Here is a 22,955-nt window from a genome sequence, read left to right on the forward strand (position 1 = left end):
ATTTTGGGCGAGAAATGTCCTAGTTAGTAGGCGAAAAAGAACAAAAAAGGCGCTCACAAGAGAGCGCCTGTAACATAGGGTGTCTACAAATAGCGACACTCTATCGACTTGAGTCAGCTTATCCGGATAACCCGTATCGCGGCCCGAAGCGAGTTTGTTATGTGCCGTTTCGGTTAATCCAATACCCCACGACGCATTTGATCCAGCTCGATAGACTCGAACAAGGCTTTAAAGTTACCTTCGCCAAAGCCTTGGTTACCCTTACGTTGGATGATTTCAAAGAAAACCGGTCCAATAACAGTATTGGTAAAGATTTGCAGTAAGATACCGCTGTCGACGTCACCATCAATCAATACACGGGTATCACGCAACTCATCGATGCTTTCTTCGTGGCCGTTGACACGCTCGTTGATTTTCTCATAGTAGGTGTCCGGCGTATCCATGAATGCCATGCCTCGTTGGCGTAACGTCCGCACGGTTTGGTAGATGTTGTCGGTGGTCATGGCGATATGCTGGATCCCCTCACCGTTATACTCTTTCAAGTATTCTGCAATCTGTGACTTGTCATCACTTGACTCATTGATAGGAATACGGATTTTTCCGCAAGGTGCGGTCAGCGCTCGCGACTTCAGCCCGGTCTTTTTGCCTTCAATGTCAAAAAAGCGGATCTCTTTAAAGTTGGCAATACGGTCGTAAAAGTCAGCCCATACATCCATGTTACCAATGTCGACATTGTGGGTCAGATGATCGATAACTTTCAATCCGGCATCCGCTTCTTTCAGGCGCGATTGCCAGTCTGGATAAAAGTCAAAATCGACTTCATAAATACTTTGGTCACCATAGCGGTCGACAAAGTAAAGCAATGAATCACCGATGCCGTATACCGCAGGAATGCTGAGCTCCATCGGACCAATGTTTGGCTCAACCACTTTGGCGCCTTGCTTGGCCGCATACGCAATCGCGTGTACCGCATCTTTCACTCGAAACGCCATGGCGTTGACACTCGCACCGTGCTGCTTAGCAAAGCCTTGCGCTTGTGATTCGGGCTCACCGTTTACGATAAAGTTGGTGTCTCCCTGACGATACAGCCAAACATCTTTGTGCTTGTGTTTGGCAATTTCCGCAAAACCCATCAACGAGAACAAATTCTTAAGCGCATCAATACCCGCTTGATCGGGCGCTGTGTATTCGACGAACTCAAACCCATCTGTGCCCAATGGATTAATCGTTTTGACAGGTGCTTGCATGGTTGACGTCATAATCGCTTCCTCCTTGTGTGTAGCATTAGAGATAGCATTAGACGGTGTTGGGGACTAGAGAAGACAAGCGGACAGCTGGTTAATCAAATGTTAACCAAGAGTGTCACTTATGCTGAACAGTGAGAGAAAAACGCTGCTAACCGCGTTTTATTAGGGGGTTAAGCCAATCAAAAGTGTAAAGAATAGCGACCAAAACAATATTTCTTTTTACATTTATGCAACGCACAATGAAAACCACACCGCGAAAACACAAACGCCGCCCAAAGGCGGCGGCGAGCAAAAAACAGGCAAGCGGACGTGTTAAACTTTGAGACTGTAGCTGTTTTGCTGGCCATTGGGTGTAATGGTTTTTTGCACCTGATCCATCAACGCTTGTTGCTGCTGGTTATAGGCATCAGCTCGCGTTTTCTGTGCTTCTTGCTCGGCGACACGGTCTATGAGCGCTTGATAATCACGCTTATCCTCACGCTGCTCGCCCGATGCAGCGGCTTCTTTTTGCTCTTCCCGCTCTTTACGGATCAGTTCTGCACGCTCTTGCACGCTCATCGAGTTGTTGAGACCGCCATTGACCTGGTCATCTTGACGATCGCGCTGACGCTGCATGTATTGCTGCGCTAATGGTTGCGAATTGATTGACGTCGGCATAGGTCCTCTCTCGAACAAGGTGACAACTTGATTAAATTTTAGCCCATACGCCCAAAAATTGATATCTCAATTTACTATAGAGGGTGTCACCACTGGCCTAGTTGTTGCACGTTATCTGACGTTGGCCGCAAGATACCAATGTAGAAGCAGGGGCTTAGGTGACCCAACGCCCAAGAAAATCATTATCAAGATAATTAGGAGAAACACCATGCTGACCGGTAAACACTGTGTCATTACAGGTGCCGCCCAAGGGATAGGCCGTGCCATTGTTGAAACCTTTGTCGAGCAAGGCGCTACCAAGATTTACGCGCTAGATAGAAATATTGACAACATGCAAGACTGGCAAGCGCATGCAGTTATCGTTCCCGTTGCGCTGGATGTCTGCGATCAAGAGGCTGTCGCAAATTGGGTGCAGACCCTGCACCAACAACACGCAGTTATCGATGTGCTGGTGAACAATGCCGGCATCACTCGTGACAACCTACTAACCAAAATGAGCGAAAGTGACTGGGACGCGGTTATTGACGTCAACCTAAAAGGCGTCTTCACCATGACACAAGCCATCGCGCCACTGATGATTGCGCAAGAGCAAGGGGCGATTGTTAGCTTGTCTTCCGTCGTCGGCACCGATGGCAATATTGGTCAAACCAATTATGCAGCCTCGAAAGGCGGTGTGATAGCCATGACCAAAACTTGGTCAAAAGAACTCGCCCGTCATGGTGCACAAATACGTGCTAACTGCGTGGCCCCCGGTTTTATTGAAACGCCGATGACAGCAAACTTACCAGATAAAGTCATTGAGATGATGAAAGGGAAAACCCCGCTAGGACGAATGGGCACCGCCCAAGATATCGCCAACGCAATCAGCTTTCTCGCCAGTGATAACGCGAGCTTTATCACAGGGCAGACGCTTAAAGTCGACGGGGGATTAGTCATATAATAGTGGATCCCAATCAGCCACTATGAGGCAACAATGACGCCAACACTCCTTATCACAGGCGCGAACCGTGGAATTGGTCTAGCGCTCACCGAGTTGTACCTTGAGCACGGTTGGCAGGTAATTGCCTGCTGCCGCTTCCCCGGCTCTGCGCCTCACTTAATGACATTAAAAAACCGTTACGCCACACTCACCACCCATGCATTGGACGTAACGGATCACAGTGCAATACAGCAACTGGCCTCGCAGCTTAGTGACACCCCTATCCATTTGCTGATCAATAACGCCGGACTATATGGCCCCAAAGGCTATCAACTCGGTGAAGTGGATACGGCGGCATGGCGCGAGGTACTTGAGGTAAACACCATTGCGCCACTGATTATTGCTGAGCACTTTACTCCTCACTTAGAAATGGCAGGCCACAGTGAGCATACGCCTATTTTTGCCTTTTTGTCCTCGAAAGTAGGGAGCATGAGCGATAATCAATCCGGTGGCGGGTATATCTACCGAAGCTCAAAAGCGGCATTGAACGCCGTTATCAAAAGTCTGTCTATTGACCTGCGTAAAAAAGGGATCCGCTCCGTGGCGCTGCATCCGGGCTGGGTGCAAACGCAAATGGGGGGACCCAATGCCCTGATCGATACTGCCACATCGGCACAAGGGTTAAAGCACGTGCTCGATACCCTGACAGACAGTCAAAACGGCAACTTTATCGATTATCAAGGCCAAGAAATTGGCTGGTAAGGGACGAGGCGGTGATTGCACCGCCTCGTTAATTAGATAGGGAAGAACGTCATCGACGCCATGCTGTGCACCACCTGATTGATATTACGGTTGGTACTGTCTGCCACCATCACCGCCATCATATCTTGAATAATGATCATCTGACTTAGTAGGCGTTCGTAGCTGTAATTGGGCACCCCGTTTTTACCGATACCATTACTCAGTAACAACAGCTCGCCGTTGTCGTCTTTTTGGTTGTTTAGCAACCACGCAATTTTTTCTAGATTTCGGGCACTGTTATAGAGTTTTTGTTGGTCAATATCATCGAGCAAAAAAAACTCGAGCTGGTGATTATAGCTCGCACTGATCATACCCGTTATGCCAGCCATGAGCGCAAACACGCGGTCGCCCTCAAATTCGCTTGAAAAGGCCAAAGGCAGCAGTGCAATGCCATCCATTCCACCAAGCTCTCGAAATCCGTTTTCGGGTCGCTCTACTGTCATCAGCTGAGCAATCCGTTTGTCGATCGTCATACCCGGCGCTTTTTTGAGCTCTCGAGGATTGCGCTTATACAATTTCACAATAAGCTGTTCGGTCAGCTCGCGCACTTCAGCGATGTGAATATCGGTAATCAGATCCATGTCTGACTTGGCCAAATTTTTAATATCAAATGGCCGGCCAAGCTTCTGCGCACAACCTGTAAGGCTGAGCAATAATACACTTACCCATACCCAGCGCATCATAAAAACATCCTTGCGTCCCTAAGTCCGGCGCTAGAATAACGATTTAATCGTGTACGGTGCACTCAGAGAAAAAATCTTGTATGGAGTATCACACTTTTCGCGTCTTATTGGCGCGACAATAGCCAGCAAACGTGTAGGCAAACATGATGATGCTGCTCGCTTATCACATTGATAATGAGCTAAAAATTAAAGCAGCGCTAAACAGTCAGCTGCAATCACGGCTTCCTCATCGGTCGGAATAACCCAGACACCAACATTGCTATCCGGCGCCGATATGCAGGTTTGACTGGCCTGATTCGCCGAAGGGTCCAGGCGCATGCCCAGCCAGCTGCACTGCGTCACCACACGCTCGCGCACGGGCACCGCATGCTCGCCGATCCCTGCGGTGAACACTAGATGGTCAACACCGCCTAACGCTGCACTCAAACTACCGATTTCTCGCGTAATGCGATAGCAATAATGCGCGACCGCCTGTTTGGCTCTGGGTTTATCACTGCGTAATAACGTGCGCATATCACTACTGATCCCCGACAAACCCAACAGTCCAGATTCTTTGTACAATAGCGTGCTAACGTCGTCTGCTGTCATACCCTCTTGTGCAATCAGGTGAAGAACCAGTCCAGCGTCTATCGCCCCACTCCGTGTGCCCATCGGTAAGCCTTCAAGCGCAGTGAACCCCATGGTGGAAGCCACACTTTGTCCGGCTTGGATGGCACACAGGCTCGCACCATTGCCTAAGTGTGCCACCAGCACCTTAGACTCAGGCTCAAAGTCAGGGATCACCGACGGTAAACAACGACTAATAAAGTCATAGGACAAACCATGGAAACCATAACGTTGAAAACCTCTATCATACATCGAGTAAGGAAGGGCAAATTGTCGTGCCTCCAACGGCTGCTGCGCGTGGAACGCAGTATCGAAGCATGCAATCTGACGCATACCAGGTAACCGAGCTTGCAAGACTTTGATCGGAGCCAGGCTGTACGGTTGATGAAGGGGAGCCAGTGGCGTTAATGCTTCTAACAATTTAACAGTGCGTTCATCAAGGTCAGTGGACTGTTTGAAATAAGTGCCACCGTGAACCACACGATGGCCAACCGCAACGAGGCTATCAAGCAGGCTTTGTTGTTCCAGCCAAGTCAACAGTGAAAGCATCGCTGCTTGGTGATCCTGCGCCTCCGCTGGCGGCGGTGTATAAGCTGCTGTCTCCCCCTCAACAAATACCGCACATTGCTCAGTGCCTAGGCCCGAGAACTGACCACGAAATTGCAGGCTAAGCGCTTGATCAGCAACGGGCTTCCCTTTGCACACTGTCTTTGTGTCGAATAGCGCAAATTTCAAACTCGACGAGCCACTGTTGAGTACCAGAATATTTGCCATCATCACCTACTTGTTGGACTTATCCAGCGCTTTGCGTTGATGATCGGCAAGTAACAACGCCAGCGCACTCGAGGCAATACGGGTCAGTGCATCATCGGCACGGCTAGTCAGCATAATGGGGACACGCGCCCCAACCACCACACCGGCACCACTGGCATCAGCGAGGTAAGTCAGTTGTTTCATCAACATGTTCGCCGCCTCAAGATCCGGTGCCACTAGAATATCTGCGCACCCTGCCACAGGAGACTCAATACCTTTGGTTGAACGCGAATCTTCAGACACGGCACTGTCAAACGCCAGTGGGCCATCAAGAATGCCCCCTGTAATTTGACCACGTTCGGCCATTTTACACAGTGCCGCCGCATCCAAGGTTGCATTCAATTTAGGGTTAATGGTCTCTACCGCCGACAAAATAGCCACCCGCGGATTGGTATTGCCAATTGCATGAGCCAGTTCGATGGCGTTTTGAATAATGTCGCGTTTTTGCGCTAACCCTGGATAAATATTAATAGCCGCATCCGTGATAAACAGCGGGCGCGGATAGGTCGGTACATCAAAGGCCATTACATGACTTAAGCAACGCTCTGTGCGCAGTCCCCCCTCACGCTTTACCACTTCATGCAACAGCTCCTCGGTATGAAGCGAACCTTTCATCAGCGCTTCAACGCCGCCGGCTCGTGCCATCGCTACTGCCTTTTCCGCCGCAGCATGACTATGCGGTACGTCGACAATGTCAAATTCACTGATATCCAGCTCGGCTTTATCTGCCGCTGCCACAATTTTGTCGCGAGGCCCTACCAAAGACGGAATAATGAGCTGTTGCTTAGCCGACTCCACCGCACCGCGAATGGAGCTATCATCGACTGGGTGTACCACCGCGGTATGCATAGGATCAGGGTGATCGGCCGCGGTTAAAATCGCATGCAATTGCCCACGCTCAGATAAACGCACTTCAGGTAGTACTGTGCGTTGACGCCGGACTTTTTTGGTGGGGGCGAGGACGCGCGCTTCCCCTTCAATCACGGTATCACCGCGCTGGTTTTCGCAGCGGCACGCAAACACAATGTGATGACGTTTTTCGTCCATCTGATCCACGCGCACGGCAACACGCAGCACATCGCCTAGCATGACGGGGGCTTTGAAGGAGAGAGTCTGTCCTAAGTAGACAGTGCCAGGGCCGGGGAGTTTGGTTCCTAGTACGGTAGAAATCAGGGCGCCACCCCACATGCCATGGGCAATCACTTCTTGAAAACGGCTGCTCTTGGCAAAATCATCATCCACATGGGCGGGATTAACATCTCCCGACATAATCGCAAATAGCTTAATGTCCTCCATAGTGAGGCGCTTTTCTAAAAACGCTTCATCGCCTAATGAAATCTCATCGTACGTCTTATTCTCGATGACTTCCTCGTTATTCGTCCCTGACATGGTGGGCTCCTCAATAATCGATCAAGTCAAAAAAAGTGTGTGTTAGCCTCGTTGCGCTTAAAACCTAAGGTGGTGACCGGCATCAACGTAGTGGGTTAGCCCCGTCAACACTTGGCCAGCATCGGCGCTAAGGTAAACCACGGCATTTCCCACATCTTGCACTGTTGCCAACCGTCGAAGGGGGGAGCGCGTTTCTCCATCCACGGCCAAGGCTTCAAATTCTTTTAACCCCGACGCAGCACGCGTTCTGATAGGGCCAGGGGAAATAGCATGCACCCGGATCCCTTTTGGTCCTAATTCTGCTGCCAAGTAACGGGTGGTCGACTCAAGCGCTGCTTTAACAGGCCCCATAAGGTTATAATTATCGACGGCTTTCTCCGCCCCATAGTAGGACATGTTAAACAGCGTGCCGCCATCAGACATCAGTGGCTCTGCGCGTTTCGCCATGCGGATAAACGAGTGACAAGAGATATCCATCGCCAGCGAGAACCCTTCTCGCGAGCAATCGACCACGCGACCGTGTAAATCTTCCAAAGGCGCGAAGGCAATGGAATGCACAACAAAATCAACCCGTCCCCATTTTCCCTTGGCGCGAGCAAATAGTGCGTCGAGTTGTTGATCGTCCTGTACATCACACAGCATGAGTTCTGGGTCGCCCATCGCCGCTTTGAGCGGGGTCACAAACCACTCTGCCTTGGGTGTGCCATAGGTGACCAGCACATCGGCACCCGCCTGGCTTAGTGCTTGAGCACACCCAAACGCAATGCTGTTTTCATTGGCCAGTCCGGCGACAATACCGACTTTACCTGCAAGTGAAAAAGGATGTTCCACAATACTCTCCCTTATATTGGATAGCGAAAGTGTTCATCGTTCAGAAGACTGAGCGATTACACTAAAAAAGACATCATCCACTTTAGAGCAACCGCAACCCCTTAACGTAGACTTAAATCAGCGTTAAGTGCAAAAGTATAGAAGAAAAAAGGTCTAATGACGTGCTAGATAAAAAGACAATTGTGACAATTTTTTATGACACCGCGCCTTGAACCACGGCGATACGAGTTTTCACTCTAATCGGTACTCTCTTCTCACAACCAAAAACGCCACCGCTATTTACGGTGGCGTTTTGCACAGGCGAGAGACGTTGGATTACGCCAACTCGGCCATCACACACTTGGCAAGGTCCGCAGGACGATAGTAGACCGATTTCATCACCTTGCCTTCACGGATAAGCTTGCCGTCAACACTGACATCGGCGGCACATTTAGCGATGATGCCATCCTCTTTGGGGCTGGCGACGACCTCAATCCCTTTTTGAGCGTAAAACGCTTGGGTATCGGCAAACTCTTGTTGATTGCGACAGACTTTACTCATATTGCTGCTATGCACCTCGTCCCAACAGGTCACAAAATCAACACCCAGGCGCGTGGCGATTTGAAGCAAGATATCAATCATATAGCTCACTTCGACTTGTTCACGATATCCACGCGAACCCATTTGAACAGCACGCCCCATCAGCACGTAGACACTATCAACAATAGCGTCCACTTGCTCAACCAACGAGTCGGCTTCCGCAAGCTCTGTCATCTCCTCTACCGCCAACGCCGTGTGCAAATCATCGGCCTTGTCATCGAGAGAGTCAGGATCATTGCAGGGCAAATCAAAAGTGGTACGAAAGGCTTCAATGTCACGGTAAAGGTGGTCGTAGATCGCTTGATCGAGAACAGCAAATTTCATTTATAGGGCCCTTTGAGAAACAAACACACATGCGTTCATGCTGGTATACAAGGGGCATTACAATAGCACTGCTCACTCACACTTAAAATCGATCATGATGATTCTTTGTCACGAGACAGCGTTGAAGCACAAATATCGCTCAAGCTTGGTGTGCGCTCGCCGCTAACTTCTTATACTGAAACTATGACGTCATTTGCACGCTCGGCCAAAAGGATAGTTACTATGACCAAACGTTTATCGCTCGCCACACTGTGTGCTGGCATGTTGCTGGCCACAACCGCACAGGCTCAAACCTCTCCGCTCAGTCTTGGCGCAAGTGCCGGTGTCACAGATGTCCGGTACGGTACACAAACAGAAACAGGCCATACTTGGGAAATTAACGGCACATTACGTGTCACTAATTACACAAGCCTTTACAGCGGCTACGGCCAAACGAGTGCCGATTTCGACAACAGTAATGGTACAGAAACAACACTCACCTCAAGCTATATTCCGGTGGGAGTGCAGATCAATGTCCCCATGAGCATGGGCAATGTTTATTTGCGCGGTGGTGGTAATTATTATCAAACAAAGTTCGGTTCAGATAAGGACATTGGCTGGGGCGCAACGGGCACCGTGGGCTTTGAGCTACAACCTACCGTCGGCCCAAAAATGGCGTTCGAGTTTACTTATGCCGATAGAGGCACCGCGGAAACCAGCTCAGTAAACGTCGGAACCAGTATTGGCTTTTAGTGACACGGCGTGATCACCTTCGAGGGGTAAGTGGGCCACTAATGGCCTACTGACCCGACACGGTGCGCCATCGTAGTAATACATACTTGCGGTATCCGCGTTAACGCAGATATGTGTCAAGCTCACTGTACTGGCGTCTTCACGGTGCATACACACTGATAAACTCCCCAATACTGGTTCATGGCTGCGATGATAATTGAGTAGCGCAGGCGCGGAGGAAGGTGTATCACGCAATTTTTCGGCGAGTAGTGCAGAGCGCGTGCGACGGACGTCATCTGGTACCACTGCAGACGATACAACAGGTGGCACACAATCGACACTTTGCAACGTGCGTCCATTCCACTGCCAAGCCACCGGTGAACATGCCACGAGCTGGCTCTTATCGGCATTCATCGGGCTAAAGACCAATAAGGTAAAAGGCGCAAAATCTGTCATTTTATGTTCACTAACCATGGTCTCCACCTGTGACAGGTCTTTTGCCCTCGCCACAGATTTAACCAGCTGACCCCGACTACGCTTGGGCACAACAGACGGTTGACCTTGATAATCATTTAGCAGACAGACCAATAGTCCATGTTCATTCGCCGCTATCCAAGTGCCCATCCCATCAGGATCAATCGGCATCAGCACGCGTGTCCCCGCTATTTGATAGACTTTCGGCGGTATTGCACGGCTTCTACCTCGTGCCTCATCACGGTTAAAACACAGTTCAAACCCTTGCTCCGAGGTCAACCATGTCAGCGTGCACATTGGCGCTGCTCTCGCTGATAACTTGCCGTCGCGGCGGCGATGCCGATCTCTTTATCCAACACCTCCCCCAGATCGTATGCGGCTGTGCGCATCATAGCAAAGTGGTGAGTGGCATGGCTGGCCACTGCAATCAATTCACGCATTATGGTTGAGGGGGTGGTCACTGTATTGGAGGCATACAAGGTGACTTGTGTCGACACTTGTATCGACTGCTTGAGTTGTTGACTAGACAGCGTGTGCAACCAGCTGGCTATGGCCTGCCACTCAGCTTGGGCAAGGGATTTATCGGTTTCTACACGATGGCCTCGCCGGCGTCCATCTGCATTCATCACACCACTTCCCTCTCCTTGGTGTAAGGCCCAATACATATCAAGCGCATGACGCATATGTTGGCCAATGGTGCTGGTAAATCCATCGGCCCGCATACGACCATAGGCCGCGCTCGTCACACTCGTCAGTAGCTGCTGTGCCTGATAAGCCACATCCAGGTTACCACTAATAATTGCACTATCTGCTTTGGTTAGACTCGAATGCATACCCTCACCTTAGTACATGTTGCGGCAATTTGGCGCCATTATCTTCATTCAAGCAGATGTCATGCCGCTTTAGTCCGTTTCTGGGTATTGCTTCATCCAGCGCCTTTCTTGGTACCACGCACGGAGCAAAGCAAACAAAGAGGGCGGTTTGTGTCCCTGCAATCGCAAGCGCGCACCAATGTGGTACAAATGTCGATATTGATGCAAAAGTGCGCTGATGGCTTGGAAGTAACTCCCCTCACTGTCCCAAATATGCGCCGGCTCACTACTCGCGCCGTTGATCTCAACAATACAAAGCGCCTCTCCTTTCTTTAACGACGCCATATCGCGAAACTTGATGTCAAAGCGACCGAAGTAAAAACCATTAATGTCTTTCGCGATCGTATCCATTTTTGCCGTCAGCGCCGGCGTCACCCAAGCCGACCCATCTTTAAAGATGGCACCGCGGCAGTGGCTACCCGAGAAGGCTAACGGAATACGTACGCCCGCTGGTATAACCTCATCAAGCTGATGATGGTGGCGCTGATGATAAAGGTGTCCACGCACAGAGGCGGCATCATGGTGCTGGATAAGCGCGGCTAAGGTGCGCTCGCCATCACCGATCACCGCGGGCAAGTATTTCAACCCTAGGGAAAATATGTGCCCACTTTCCTCGCCGGGATAGCGAATATAGAAAATACCCGCTTCCGCCTCGTAAGGTGCCAATGCTTGGAAAATAATGTCTCTTTCGGGAGGAAATGTGCTGATGTAAGCAAAGAGCTTTTTCTCCGTATCGATGCGCTGAACGCCAGCTCCTCGATAGCCTTTGTCCGGCTTAGCCACCAGCGGCATAGTAATCCCTGCCCTCGCAAGCTCTGCGAGTAGCGCCTTTTTAATGTTGGGAGTGATTAGATTGGGCCGTGTCCAGCGCCAATAGGCAGCAATGTATCGTTGCGCCGTGTCGCCCGCTTGGGCAAACACTTCTGATTTAGCCTCACCCACCATTCCGGAAAGGGGGATGCCTGGGTTGGCAATCAATGGCAATGTCAAACTGCGATAGTAGAGGCCCAGCCCAATAGACTGAACCACAACGGGCGTGTAGAAACACCACGCAGGCAGAAACTCAAACCAGCCTAACGACCGTGACACAGGGTAATTGGGCATGCCAGCTTGGCCAACGAGCGTCACCGAAGGCTTTGTCATACCGATCCTTTTGGTGGCGTTGGCAAGGCGCGGCGACGGAGAAAACGATTAATCAGCACCAGCAAAATAATCGAGAACGCAAACGCCCACCCCGTCAGTTGTTTCTCTGCCAGCCAATCGCTGTGCTCAATCGTGAATGCGCCCCAAAAAATCAATCCTGTCCAACAGGCGGTGGCAATACCAACGGATAATAAAAAGGTGCTGAGCGGGATCGAGAGAAAACCGCTGAGGCTATATGTAATCGTTCTCAATCCAGGGATAAAGCGGATAAGGAAAAGATTAAAAAAAGCGTGACGCCGTAAAAGGTGGCGAGCGTCTCGCACCCCTTTCATCAACAGTAAACGGGCACGTAAACTACGATAACGCCGCGCATAACGGCCCAGTAAAAACAGGGCGATATCACCGCTTGCGATACCCAAGAAAATCGCCAGCAAAGCCGTGTGCCACGCCAGTACCGACTCAACCGCTACAAAAGCGGCCAGCGCAATCGCACCATCCTCAAAAACATACGAGGCAAATATGATGACAAAAAATAACCCCAGTGACGGTAATGTCGCCAAACTGGGTATCATGCTCTCAACCATTGGCTTTCTCCTCTTTATTAATCATAGACAGAGGAGAACCCAAGTTACTTACAAATTGATGAAAAAATAAGGCTACATGCCGCCCGCCACATCAAATAAGCTCCCTGTCGAGTACGAGGCATTGTCTGATAATAACCAAGCAATCATTTCTGCCACTTCTAGGGTAGAACCACCGCGGCCCAGTGGAATGTTATCCGCGACACGGGCGACGCGATCCGGCTCACCGCCTGCGGCATGCATATCCGTATCTATCGGTCCTGGCCGCACCGCATTCACACGAATACCTTCGCGCCCGACTTCTTTTGCCAACCCCATGGTAAGCGTATCAAGCGCTGCTTTGGTGGCTGCATAGTCAACATATTCATTGGGCGATCCTGTTTTTACCGCGGCGGAGGACACGTTAACAATCGCCCCTCCATTTCCCCCACGGGACTGCGCCATGCGGTGTACGGCTTCGCGGCAGCACAAAAAGGCACTGGTGACATTCGCTTGGAACATCGCGTTGATCCGCTCTGCATCCATACTGCTCACCGTCGACTGTGGCAACATGATCCCTGCGTTGTTAACCAGTGCAGTGATATTTCCCAGACGGTTGTCTGCTTCGCTAAATAAGCGCTTCACACCCTCTTCGCTCGATACATCCGCCTGAACTGCAATTGCATTGACACCAATTGCTTGAAGCTCATCAACAAGCGCAAAAGCAGATTCACTGTTGCTAAGATAATTGATGCAAATGGCATAGCCACGCTGTGCCAATAGTTTTGCCGTCTCACGGCCAATGCCGCCACTTGCCCCGGTTACAATCGCAACTGGATTCATTGCTACTCCTTTTCGCTTAATCCGCCGATACCGGTGGATAATACCCCATTCTCACTGCGCCCCAATGTTGACCTGCAACAAAAAGAGGGACAGAGAGATCATGCATTACCTCACCCGTATCGCGCTTGTAGGTCTGCAGCAACATGGTATCAGTATGTTGACCGCAACGCCTACCTGTTCGGTCATCAAATAAGCGTTTAGTCCGGTTTCCGGTGATATCTTGCGCATAATCACCGGTGAGAGGCTGGCAAAAGCGCTGATTATGCGTGGGGACGTAGCCATGGTTGTCATTGGCAATCACATAAACAATGTTCTCATCAGTCTCAAGAATTGGCTCTTGAATAGGCGGTAAGATCCGATCACACAAGCTATCAAACCGGGTGGTATATTTTTTAGGATCGGTATTCGCGATCGGCTGATAGTGGCGGTCAAACAAATCACTTTTACTGATCTCACCCTTTTCAATGGCTTGTGCAAACGCTGCCTCTATACGATCACGACATAAGCTGGCTGCTTTAAAAAAGCGTTGATGTGGGCTCGCCTCAGACAGCTCGGCAAAAACAGCATTGGTTTTTTCGGTGGTTTCCATCAAGCCTTCCGCTTCTTGGCTCAGCGCAATCACCTGATTATCACTGTCTTCTAGTCCAGTCCGCACTTGGGTCAATGCTGAAGCAATTTGCTCGAGGCTAGCACTGTTTTGTGACGATCCATCCGCCATTTGTCTCACGGCGGCTTCAACCTGATCGGCTCTGGACGAGAGGTCGGTTAAAATCTCTCCTACGCGCTCAACATTCAATGTCCCCGACTCAACATCCGACGACAAGGTTTGAATATGGGTCATGACATTGCTGGATTCACTCATGATTTGCTTAATGATAGCTGCCACCTCACTGGTACTTTGCGAGGTGCGCTGAGCTAGCTGACGAACCTCATCAGCAACCACTGCAAAACCACGGCCTTGCTCTCCCGCTCGTGCCGCTTCAATGGCGGCGTTCAACGCCAATAAGTTCGTTTGCTCTGCAATCGCATCAATAACTTGTGCAACATCGCTCACTTTATTGACGTTAGCGTCTAACGCTTCAATACGTGCCACTGTTTCAGTCGTTTTTTGGTTAATATCACGCATTTCCACGATTGAGGCGGTGAGCTTATCAGCCCCTTCCAGACTAAGGTCTCGCATACGCGTCACTTGCTCAACGGATGCCGCCTGCGCTTGGCAGGTGTCAGACAACGTCTGTTCGATATGCTGTGCGGTCTCGGTGACCTCGACCACAGAAGAAAACTGTTCGGTTAATCGCGTTTTTAGTATATCCGAGCGATGCGAGACTTCCGCCGCATTCATGGCATTCATGGTGGCGCGCGTTGCCAGCCGTCCGACCGTCTCCATCGGTAGCGTTTGTGTGTCCTCCTCGATACCTTGCCCCGATTCCACCTTGGGTGGCGACGAGAGCACCTTCATTGCCAACACGATCACGAGCGCTTGGCAGGTGAGGAGTCCCGCTACCGTATAAAACTGCTCAGAAAAAAAGCGCCAACTCACCAACACTAAAAGTGTCAACGTGGTGCCTATTACAACCCAAAGCCATGATTGTTTGTTCGCTGCGTTCCCTGTCATCGAGCCACCTTTGTTCCTCACTGAACCCATTTTATTCAATGCCATGGCATGCGGTCGTATCTCGACCACAGGACTGCCACGATTTAGTTACTAATGCCATTCTTCATGCTCAATAGCGATGAAAGTGATCAAATTTCGACTAAAGCACTAGATATGTAGGGCTTGTCACCAAACCATTTGTAGGGCCCAGACCCTACTGTCTCTCCATACAGCGGTAGGTTAATCGGCATCGTTAAAGATAGCGGAAACGCAATAAACGTCGTTAATTCTTAGACAAAATGCGCTAAGCTACGCCTAGGTCGTTGTAATTAATGAGAGAGCCATGCCCCGCAATCAACAAGTGCGTCAGGCGCTTAACGCCTTTTTGGTATTGATGGCAACTAGCTTCTCGCTGGTGTGCTTTTCTTTGGCTGTCATTCCTGAAAGCGAGGAGTTTGCGGTGATCTGGTACGCCTCCGCGGTGGGGGCTTTCTCACTGACCAACCTTCCTTACCGCGCGCGCATGTTAGCTACCCTCGGTTTATTTATCGGCGTATTCGCGGCGGATTACCTGATGGGGCTCCCCTATGTATTAAGCCTTAAGCTGGCGTTCATCAATACATTGACCGCATTCACAGGCTGTACGTTATACCTTTTTATGCGCCAGCGTTATGGCAATCCTTTGTCAAGTGTGTGGCCATTTATCCGCGGATTGATGCCAACAGCCGTTGTTAGCCCGCTTGTCGGTGCTCTCCTCGGGGGCTATGTTTTATCTGCCTTCAATGATCATGGGCTCAACTACTATTTAATACGCTGGTTTTTCAGTGAGTTTATCGGATTTGTCGCTCTGTTCCCGCTGTTATTGACACTTAAGGAGCGGCTATACGCCGACACCCACGATAGACTGTATCGCCCCATGCCGGCTCCCGCGACCATGATAATCGGCAGTCTTGTGCTTTTTGCCCTGATCAGCTTGCTTTTTTATGCCTTCCCCTATCCGTTCATCGCGCTGACAGGCTTGTTTTTCATTGCCGCCACACTGCAAAGCAGACTAATAGGCCTTGCCACTATCGCCTTATCAGTGGTCAGCTTTGATCTCCTTTCTGCGATGGGTGTCTTTGCTTTCCATATCGACAGCGAACACCAAGTATCCCTATCGCGCCTAGTCACCGCGGCCGCGACATTAGTGATCGGGGTCGGGATGACACAGCTAGCGTATAGTTATCGACGTCATCAACGACATCACATTGAGCAGCACTCGCTACTCACGCAAGCCATGCATAACTCATTGATTGGGATGGCGATACTTGATCCGCGGGGGATTGTCCAAGATGCAAACGCCAGTTTGGCGCAATTTTTTGGCTGTGAGCGCCGCGTGCTTATCGGATCGCATGTCTCTTTGTTCACACGAGAACAAGACCAATCTTCGCTGAGGGATTATTTTAACGATCTGATCATGGGTCATGCTGACAACAAGCGATTGGAAAAGCGTTTTGTACGTGCCGATGGTGAGACAGTATGGGGACGGCTCTCGCTCACCGCGGTTCGGGATAAACATGCTGGCCATGTCACTCACTTGATCAGCCAAGTTGAGGATATTAACGTACTCAAAGCGGCACAGCGTGAACAAAAACGCTGGCTTGAACGTTGGCGCTTTGCCCTAGATATCAACAAACTTGCCGTATTTGAACTCAATATTCATACGGGGGCGTTGCTGTTTTCTGGATGGTCTGCGCCTTTGCTCGGCATCAATGCCAAAACGATACGCACCTACCAAGACTGGGTCAGTCGCATACATCCAGACGATCGCGCCGCATGGGAACAATCTATGCGCCTGCTCGTCGATAAACACACCGATCGGATAGTAGAGGTTTTCCGGTTTAAAAATGACGCCAGCGTCTATCGCTACCTGCGCCAATCATCGGCGCGCCAAACGGGGGAAGAAACCGAAACCGTCTTGAGTACCGTGATTGACATCACTGAGCAGTATCTAACTAACCGGCAAACAGATACTTTACGCCGTCGCCTAGAGGCCGCGACAAAGGCTGCCAACATTGGTATTTGGGAGTATCACATTAACGAAGACAGGCTAGAGTGGGACGCACAAATGTACCGCCTCTATGATGTCCCCGAGGCCGAAGGCAGTGAAAAACTCGCCACCTGGCAACAACGTCTTCATCCAGATGATGCAGAGGCTGTCAACCAAACGCTCCAGCACGCGCTTACGCATCATCAACGACTCGATACCCAATTTCGGATCATTGATAGCCAAGGGCGAATTCGCTACATCCGTGCTCTCGCCAGCTTACAAATAGACGACAATGGCAACACGGCACGGATGATCGGCGCTAATTGGGACAATACTGAAATCAACGAGCTCAACCATGCTCTGACCCAGGAGCGTGAACAGCTTGATGTGGTGATGAATTCCATCAACGATGCAGTCATCACCATCGACGAGCAAGGCAACCTGGCCTATCTGAACAATACCGCCCAGTGGCTTGTTGCCAATGATAACGTGCTGCCACTCGGCCGACCTGTGGACACGGTTTTCGAACTGTATAACAACCAGCAACGGGTGCTGCTTTCCAGTTTTGGCAATCAACAAACAGAGACCTTTTTTGAGACCCAAATACAAGACGCCTATCAACTGGTTCTCGCGGGTGGCAAACGCATGTACGTGTCGGTGGCAGTGTCCCCACTGACCAGTAACCAAAACGGTCAACACGGGTATGTGTTTGTGCTGCGAGACGTGTCGGATGAGCACGCGTTAATGGCACAGTTAGACTATAACGCCAATCATGATTCGCTCACGCAGCTACCCAATCGCCGCGCCTTTGAAACCCTGATGGAAAATCACTTGTCCAGCGAGAATCAGTCGCCCTCCGTCTTAGCCTTTATCGATTTAGACCTTTTCAAAATCATCAATGACTCAGTCGGCCATCACGCCGGTGACGAAGTCCTATGCCAAGTATCACAAGCCTTAGCTGATAACATACGTAGTGATGATGTGGTAGCTCGTTTAGGTGGAGATGAGTTTGCGTTGCTGCTCACACACTGCAATATGCGCGACGCGAAGCGTACGATCGCCGACTTAATCAAACAGCTTGAGCAGTTATCTTTCTCCTATGGCGAGCGCATTTTTGCCATCAGTGCCAGTGTGGGTCTGGTGGATGTTAACGATGCAACGTTAACCCTCTCGGATTTGATGAGCCGCGCCGATGTGGCGATGTATGAGGCCAAGTCGGCAGGACGCGGGCAGATCGTGGATTACAATGATATCTCAGGGACCGCACAGGGACGCCACAGTGACATGCAAATGGTGGGAAAAATCACACGGGCACTGACTGAAAACCGCTTTACGCTCTTTGGTCAACAAGTTGCACCCGCACAAGGGCCAGTTGTTGAGCATTGGTATGAGCTGTTAATACGCATGATAGATACCGACGGTAGTATTATGAACCCAGGTGAATTTATCCCCGCAGCCGAAGCCTTTGGTTACATTCGCGATATCGATGGTTGGGTCGTGAACTATGTGCTAAATACGCGCGCGACTGAGTTGGCAGAGTCAGGGCTCAGGTTCAACATCAACCTTTCAGCAAACTCAATCAGTGATCCTAAATTTCAAGCACAACTCAAACAGCTATTAAGCGCGTCCGTCCTTCCTGCCGAACGACTGTGTTTCGAGATCACTGAATCAGCACTCATTAGTCATTTAAACACTGCGGTGTCCTTTATTGATGAGCTACGCCACTATGGTGCACATGTCGCGTTGGATGATTTTGGCGCAGGCCTCTGCTCATTTCATTACTTAAAGTTGTTCAATGTGGATGTGGTTAAAGTTGACGGTCAATTTGTTGCTAACCTCACCAACCGAGAAAACAAAATCGATCGCGTCATACTGGAGTCCATTGTCAGCATCTGTGACACCATGGGTTACAAAACGGTCGCGGAATGGGTCTCCGATGAGGAAAAACTTGCCTGCGTGCAAGAAATTGGCATTAACTACGTACAAGGGTTTCTTATCGACCACCCGACACCGCTTGATACACTGCTTGCCACGCATACCCTCACACCGCCGAGTCACTGACAGTGCCCGACGACGACCGACTACTGTTTTACTCATTCACCTAATACGCAGTGGCAATCGTGGTTGCACACGCCCAATAAAAAAGGCAATTTAGAGGTTTTGCTTGGACGGTTACCTCATGAACCGATATACACTGGCTGGGTGCGGCGCCATCATACTTTGGAGCAGTAATGTCGCCTTTATTCGCCATGTTACCGAACTGCTTGGGCCACTCGGTGGCGCAGCGGCCATTTATACCCTAGCCTCTCTCTGTTTGATTGTCTGTGTGGGTCTTCCCAACCTCCGTGAGTTTCCACGCCAATATTTAGTTATCGGTGGCGTTTTATTCGTGGTGTATGAACTGTGCTTGGCCTTGTCACTGGCCTGGGCGAATACCCGCACCCAAGCGATAGAAATGGGGGTGATCAACTACCTCTGGCCTTGCTTAACCGTTTTATTGTCTGTCATCTTAACTCGTCAGAAAGTGAGCCTTTGGCTCTATCCTGCGTTAGCGGTCGCCTTTATGGGCGTGGTGTGGACAGTAGGGGGCAAACAAGGCGTGTCTTGGTCTCACCTAGTGGCAAACATTCAATCCAACCCGGTTAGCTATATATTGGCGTTTAGCGGTGCGATTATTTGGGCGATGTACTGCAATCTCACCAAGATGCGCGCGCAGGGTCATAACGGTATCACCTGGTTTTTCTGTGCCACTGCGGTGACTTTGTGGGTAGGCTATCTCGCCTCTGACGTACCCGCCATGCGTCTTTCATGGCAAACCAGCGGCTATGTTATTCTCGCTGGTCTGGCAATGGGTGGCGGCTATGGGCTGTGGAATATTGGCATTCTCAAGGGCAATTTGATGGTCTTGGCCACGTTGTCCTATTTCATTCCTATCTTATCGACCTTATTGTCGGCAGTACTCCTATCGACGTCGTTGACGCTCACCTTTTGGCAAGGTGTGGCCATGGTCACTTTAGGCTCACTGGCAAGCTGGTGGCTGACTCGGGCACCCGTTAAACAAGCTGCAAACAAACGCACCGAGGCCAAAGCACTTTAGGAGCACTAGCCGCTAATAGCGGCTAGTCATTCACAACACACTTAAGTCTCTGCAGCGGCCATCGACGACGTGGCGGCGCCATAATACAAACAAATGCGCTGCCCGTTTATCTCCTCGACTTCAAAATCAATCTCGTAAATCCGCTCCATAATGGGTTTAGTCACCACGTTTTTCACTTGGCCACTGGCAACGACCTCACCCGCTTTCATCGCGATCATGTTATCGGCGTAGCACGCACTAAAATTGATATCGTGCATCACCACCACCACTGCCTTGTTGTGTCGGTGTGCCAGATCTCGTACCGTTTTCATGATCGCCACAGAGTGACGAATATCGAGGTTGTTGAGTGGCTCGTCGAGGAAAACATAGTCGGTGTTTTGTGCCACCACCATGGCGATGAATGCCATTTGACGCTGACCACCACTGAGCTGATCAATAAAGCGGTCTTGCAATTCTGTTAACCCGAGCTGCGCTAACGCATCGTCAATCACTGCATTGTCTTGTTCGGTTAGCCGCCCTTTTGAGTGGGGGAAGCGCCCAAATGCAACCAACTCACGCACCCGGAAGCGCATATTGACGTTATTCGCTTGACGCAATACCGCCAGGCGCTGCGCCAATGCGTAGTTACTCCACTCACTCAGTGGTTTGTCACCAATCAACACCTCACCGGCATCACTCTCCGTCAGTCGGCTCGCCATCGATAACAGCGTACTTTTCCCGGCCCCATTGGGGCCGATGATGGCAGTCACTTTACCGAGAGGAAACAGTGCACTGGCTTGATTGACCACCTGTGTTTGGCCGTAAGCTTTCGATAATCCAATTAATTCAATCATAATATTAAAACTTGTTTTTCGTCAGTAGATACAAGAAGTAAGCCCCACCGACAAAGTTAATGATCACACTCACCGTGGTCTCAAACCCAAACCATTGCTCGACAACATACTGGCCACTTAACAACAAAAAGGCGGCCAATATACTGGTGGCCACAATTAAAAAACGATGCTGATAACTGACAAACATTTGTCGCGCGAGGCTCACCACAATCAAACCAAAAAAGAGCACCGGCCCGACCAACGCGGTAGAGACCGCAATCATCACCGCGATCACCGTCATCACTTTCAGCGTGAGTCGCCGCGTATCGATGCCAAGGCTGGTGGCGTTATCCTCACCCAACAAACACACATCAAGCTGATTGCTAAATCGATATAACACCAGCAAGCAGGCTGCCAATACCGGCACACTGACATAGACCAGTTCACGGTTGGCATTATTGAAACTGGCGAACATCGCATCTTGCAGTATGGCGAACTCACTTGGGTCGACTAACAAGGTAAAAAACTGACTGATACTGCCAAATACGCTACCTAACACGATGCCAATTAACAGCAGGGTATAGATGTTGGCGCGATGTCGACGAAAGTAAAGCATGAACAACACAGTCGCGCTGACGGTCATTAACACCACACTGGCGGTAAAGTTCGCATAGGCATTGATCAGCAATACGCTACTTGAGCCAAATACCACCAATAAGACGGTTTGCAAGAGGACGTATAAACTATCAAAGCCCAGAATCGAAGGGGTCAGAATCCGATTGTTGGTGATGGTTTGAAATACCAGCGAAGAGGCAGAGATGGCCACGGCAGCCAGCGTGATTGCCAATACCTTAGGGGTTCGTCGCGAAAGAAAATATGCGTAATTGTCCGCGGTTAATCCATGCCCCAAAAAGTACCCCGCCACGAGCACAACACCTATTGCAACCAGAGAGAGCTTGATACCATCACGCATTGGCTTTATCCCTCATTACCAGATAGATAAACACCGCACCGCCTAAGATAGAAATAATCATCGCGATTGGCACTTCATAAGGAAAGATGATGACACGGCCAAGAATGTCGCAACTCAGCACCAACACCACGCCCCAAAAGGCCGTCCAAGGCAAGTTGCGTTTAATGTTATCGCCCATAAAAAGCGAGACAACATTAGGCACAATTAAGCCAAGGAAAGGGATGACACCAACGATCATCACCACAGCAGACGACAACAACGCGACCACCATGACGCCAAATAACACCACCTTTTGATAATCAAGGCCGATGTTTTTGGCAAAGCTTTCGCCAATGCTGGCAGCGCTGAATTGGCTGGCATACGCATAGGCGACACCACATACCGGAATAGCCACAAAGAGCACTTCATAATTTCCTGCTAGCACCGACGAAAAATTGGCGACAGTCCATGCTTGCAAGGTTTGAATCAGATCGTACTTGTAAGCTAAAAATTGGGTCAGCGAAGAAACCACATTGCCGTACATAATGCCAATCAAGGGAACCAGCACGGTATTTTTAAACTTCAGTCGTTGGAGAAAATGGACGAATAGCCAAGTGCCTGCCATCGCCATTCCCACAATAACGGACAGATCCAACCACTGGCTGGCGCCACCAAACGCAACCAACGTCAGCACATAACCCAGTAGCGCACAATCAATGGTGCCGGTGGTGTCGGGGGCGGCAAAGCGGTTTTGACAGATCTGCTGCATGATGAGTCCAGCCACACTTAAGCCCGCACCGGCCAAACAGATAGCCAGTAACCGAGGAATACGACTGGTGGTAAAAATTGTCCACGCTTCTGGGTCGCCCGCCCACAAGCTCGCGAAGGACACGTGCGCCACACCAATGGATATCGACAAGATCGCCAACACCACAAGGACAGGAATAGAAAGATACTTCACAAGATCACTACCGTTGAGGTCTAGAACCACAAAGACCCAGGGCGAGCCTGGGTCTGTT

21 protein-coding genes are annotated in these 22,955 nt (G+C 50.3%); 5 read left to right on the forward strand and 16 right to left on the reverse strand.

The genetic code is table 11. The annotated features are described in order from the left end of the window. Positions 1–173 precede the first annotated feature (173 nt). Positions 174–1,259, reverse strand: a complete 1,086-nt coding sequence (gene hppD, locus N8M53_RS14010) for a 4-hydroxyphenylpyruvate dioxygenase (RefSeq protein ID WP_269580472.1) — start codon at positions 1,257–1,259, stop codon at positions 174–176. A gap of 300 nt (positions 1,260–1,559) precedes the next feature. Further along, a complete protein-coding gene (locus N8M53_RS14015; RefSeq protein WP_046075644.1) occupies positions 1,560–1,904 on the reverse strand; it encodes a hypothetical protein in 345 nt (114 codons plus the stop codon). Between the two features lie 208 nt (positions 1,905–2,112). Here N8M53_RS14015 and fabG point away from each other — a divergent pair, with 208 nt between their 5' ends. Continuing rightward, on the forward strand, positions 2,113–2,844 hold the full coding sequence (fabG, locus tag N8M53_RS14020) for a 3-oxoacyl-ACP reductase FabG (protein WP_269580473.1): 732 nt from the start codon (positions 2,113–2,115) through the stop codon (positions 2,842–2,844). A 33-nt stretch (positions 2,845–2,877) separates the two neighbouring features. Next, on the forward strand, positions 2,878–3,585 hold the full coding sequence (locus N8M53_RS14025; RefSeq protein ID WP_269580474.1) for an SDR family oxidoreductase: 708 nt from the start codon (positions 2,878–2,880) through the stop codon (positions 3,583–3,585). Between the two features lie 32 nt (positions 3,586–3,617). Here the strand turns inward: N8M53_RS14025 and N8M53_RS14030 are convergent, their stop codons facing one another. The 5 genes from N8M53_RS14030 to N8M53_RS14050 all read right to left on the reverse strand — a co-directional run bounded on the left by N8M53_RS14030 (position 3,618) and on the right by N8M53_RS14050 (position 8,849). Further along, on the reverse strand, positions 3,618–4,304 hold the full coding sequence (locus N8M53_RS14030) for a hypothetical protein (RefSeq protein ID WP_420066626.1): 687 nt from the start codon (positions 4,302–4,304) through the stop codon (positions 3,618–3,620). A 189-nt stretch (positions 4,305–4,493) separates the two neighbouring features. Next, entirely contained in the window at positions 4,494–5,690 is a 1,197-nt protein-coding gene (locus tag N8M53_RS14035) for an acetate/propionate family kinase (protein ID WP_332301575.1), read from the reverse strand. Between the two features lie 3 nt (positions 5,691–5,693). After that, positions 5,694–7,115, reverse strand: coding sequence for a bifunctional enoyl-CoA hydratase/phosphate acetyltransferase (locus N8M53_RS14040; protein WP_269580476.1), 1,422 nt, complete (start codon positions 7,113–7,115; stop codon positions 5,694–5,696). 57 nt (positions 7,116–7,172) lie between these two features. Next, positions 7,173–7,946 (reverse strand): enoyl-ACP reductase FabI, encoded by a 774-nt coding sequence (gene fabI / locus N8M53_RS14045; protein WP_269580477.1) that lies wholly within the window; start codon positions 7,944–7,946, stop codon positions 7,173–7,175. A 315-nt stretch (positions 7,947–8,261) separates the two neighbouring features. Then, on the reverse strand, positions 8,262–8,849 hold the full coding sequence (locus N8M53_RS14050) for a nucleoside triphosphate pyrophosphohydrolase family protein (RefSeq protein ID WP_269580478.1): 588 nt from the start codon (positions 8,847–8,849) through the stop codon (positions 8,262–8,264). Positions 8,850–9,071: 222 nt separating this feature from the next. On the opposite strand from N8M53_RS14050, the gene N8M53_RS14055 reads away from it, so the two are divergent. Then, positions 9,072–9,581: an outer membrane beta-barrel protein gene (locus N8M53_RS14055; RefSeq protein WP_269580479.1), complete on the forward strand. Its 510-nt coding sequence runs from the start codon at positions 9,072–9,074 to the stop codon at positions 9,579–9,581. Here N8M53_RS14055 and N8M53_RS14060 read toward each other — a convergent pair. From N8M53_RS14060 to N8M53_RS14085, 6 genes are all read right to left on the reverse strand, one after another. Continuing rightward, complete coding sequence (locus tag N8M53_RS14060) at positions 9,549–10,331, reverse strand: NRDE family protein (RefSeq protein ID WP_269580480.1); 783 nt, start codon at positions 10,329–10,331, stop codon at positions 9,549–9,551. The two genes, N8M53_RS14055 and N8M53_RS14060, sit on opposite strands and share 33 nt — an antisense overlap. Then, positions 10,319–10,867, reverse strand: a complete 549-nt coding sequence (locus tag N8M53_RS14065) for a DinB family protein (RefSeq protein WP_269580481.1) — start codon at positions 10,865–10,867, stop codon at positions 10,319–10,321. Before N8M53_RS14065 ends, N8M53_RS14060 begins: the two co-directional genes overlap by 13 nt. Before the next feature lie 69 nt (positions 10,868–10,936). Next, the gene (locus tag N8M53_RS14070) at positions 10,937–12,049 is read right to left on the reverse strand and encodes a D-alanine--D-alanine ligase (RefSeq protein ID WP_269580482.1); all 1,113 of its coding nucleotides are present in this window, start codon (positions 12,047–12,049) and stop codon (positions 10,937–10,939) included. Next, a complete protein-coding gene (locus N8M53_RS14075; RefSeq protein WP_269580483.1) occupies positions 12,046–12,633 on the reverse strand; it encodes a DedA family protein in 588 nt (195 codons plus the stop codon). Before N8M53_RS14075 ends, N8M53_RS14070 begins: the two co-directional genes overlap by 4 nt. 72 nt (positions 12,634–12,705) lie before the next feature. Beyond that, a complete protein-coding gene (locus N8M53_RS14080; RefSeq protein ID WP_077771700.1) occupies positions 12,706–13,452 on the reverse strand; it encodes an SDR family oxidoreductase in 747 nt (248 codons plus the stop codon). 16 nt (positions 13,453–13,468) lie between these two features. Beyond that, the gene (locus tag N8M53_RS14085; RefSeq protein WP_420066624.1) at positions 13,469–15,112 is read right to left on the reverse strand and encodes a methyl-accepting chemotaxis protein; all 1,644 of its coding nucleotides are present in this window, start codon (positions 15,110–15,112) and stop codon (positions 13,469–13,471) included. A gap of 277 nt (positions 15,113–15,389) precedes the next feature. Between N8M53_RS14085 and N8M53_RS14090 the strand changes: the two genes are divergently transcribed. After that, entirely contained in the window at positions 15,390–19,136 is a 3,747-nt protein-coding gene (locus tag N8M53_RS14090) for an EAL domain-containing protein (protein WP_269580485.1), read from the forward strand. A gap of 118 nt (positions 19,137–19,254) precedes the next feature. Next, the gene (yddG, locus tag N8M53_RS14095; protein WP_269580486.1) at positions 19,255–20,172 is read left to right on the forward strand and encodes an aromatic amino acid DMT transporter YddG; all 918 of its coding nucleotides are present in this window, start codon (positions 19,255–19,257) and stop codon (positions 20,170–20,172) included. Positions 20,173–20,213: 41 nt separating this feature from the next. On the opposite strand, the gene N8M53_RS14100 is transcribed toward yddG, so the two are convergent. From N8M53_RS14100 to N8M53_RS14110, 3 genes are read right to left on the reverse strand one after another with little or no spacing between them, the layout of a single operon-like run. Next, positions 20,214–21,005: an ABC transporter ATP-binding protein gene (locus N8M53_RS14100; protein WP_269580487.1), complete on the reverse strand. Its 792-nt coding sequence runs from the start codon at positions 21,003–21,005 to the stop codon at positions 20,214–20,216. 4 nt (positions 21,006–21,009) lie between these two features. Continuing rightward, positions 21,010–21,957 carry an iron chelate uptake ABC transporter family permease subunit gene (locus N8M53_RS14105; RefSeq protein WP_269580488.1) on the reverse strand — a complete coding sequence of 316 codons (948 nt, stop codon included), beginning with the start codon at positions 21,955–21,957 and terminating at the stop codon, positions 21,010–21,012. Then, positions 21,950–22,897 carry an ABC transporter permease gene (locus N8M53_RS14110; RefSeq protein ID WP_269580489.1) on the reverse strand — a complete coding sequence of 316 codons (948 nt, stop codon included), beginning with the start codon at positions 22,895–22,897 and terminating at the stop codon, positions 21,950–21,952. Before N8M53_RS14110 ends, N8M53_RS14105 begins: the two co-directional genes overlap by 8 nt. Positions 22,898–22,955 lie beyond the last annotated feature (58 nt).

This window comes from Salinivibrio kushneri (genome assembly GCF_027286325.1).
In the GTDB taxonomy this organism is placed as follows: Bacteria; Pseudomonadota; Gammaproteobacteria; order Enterobacterales; family Vibrionaceae; genus Salinivibrio; species Salinivibrio kushneri_A.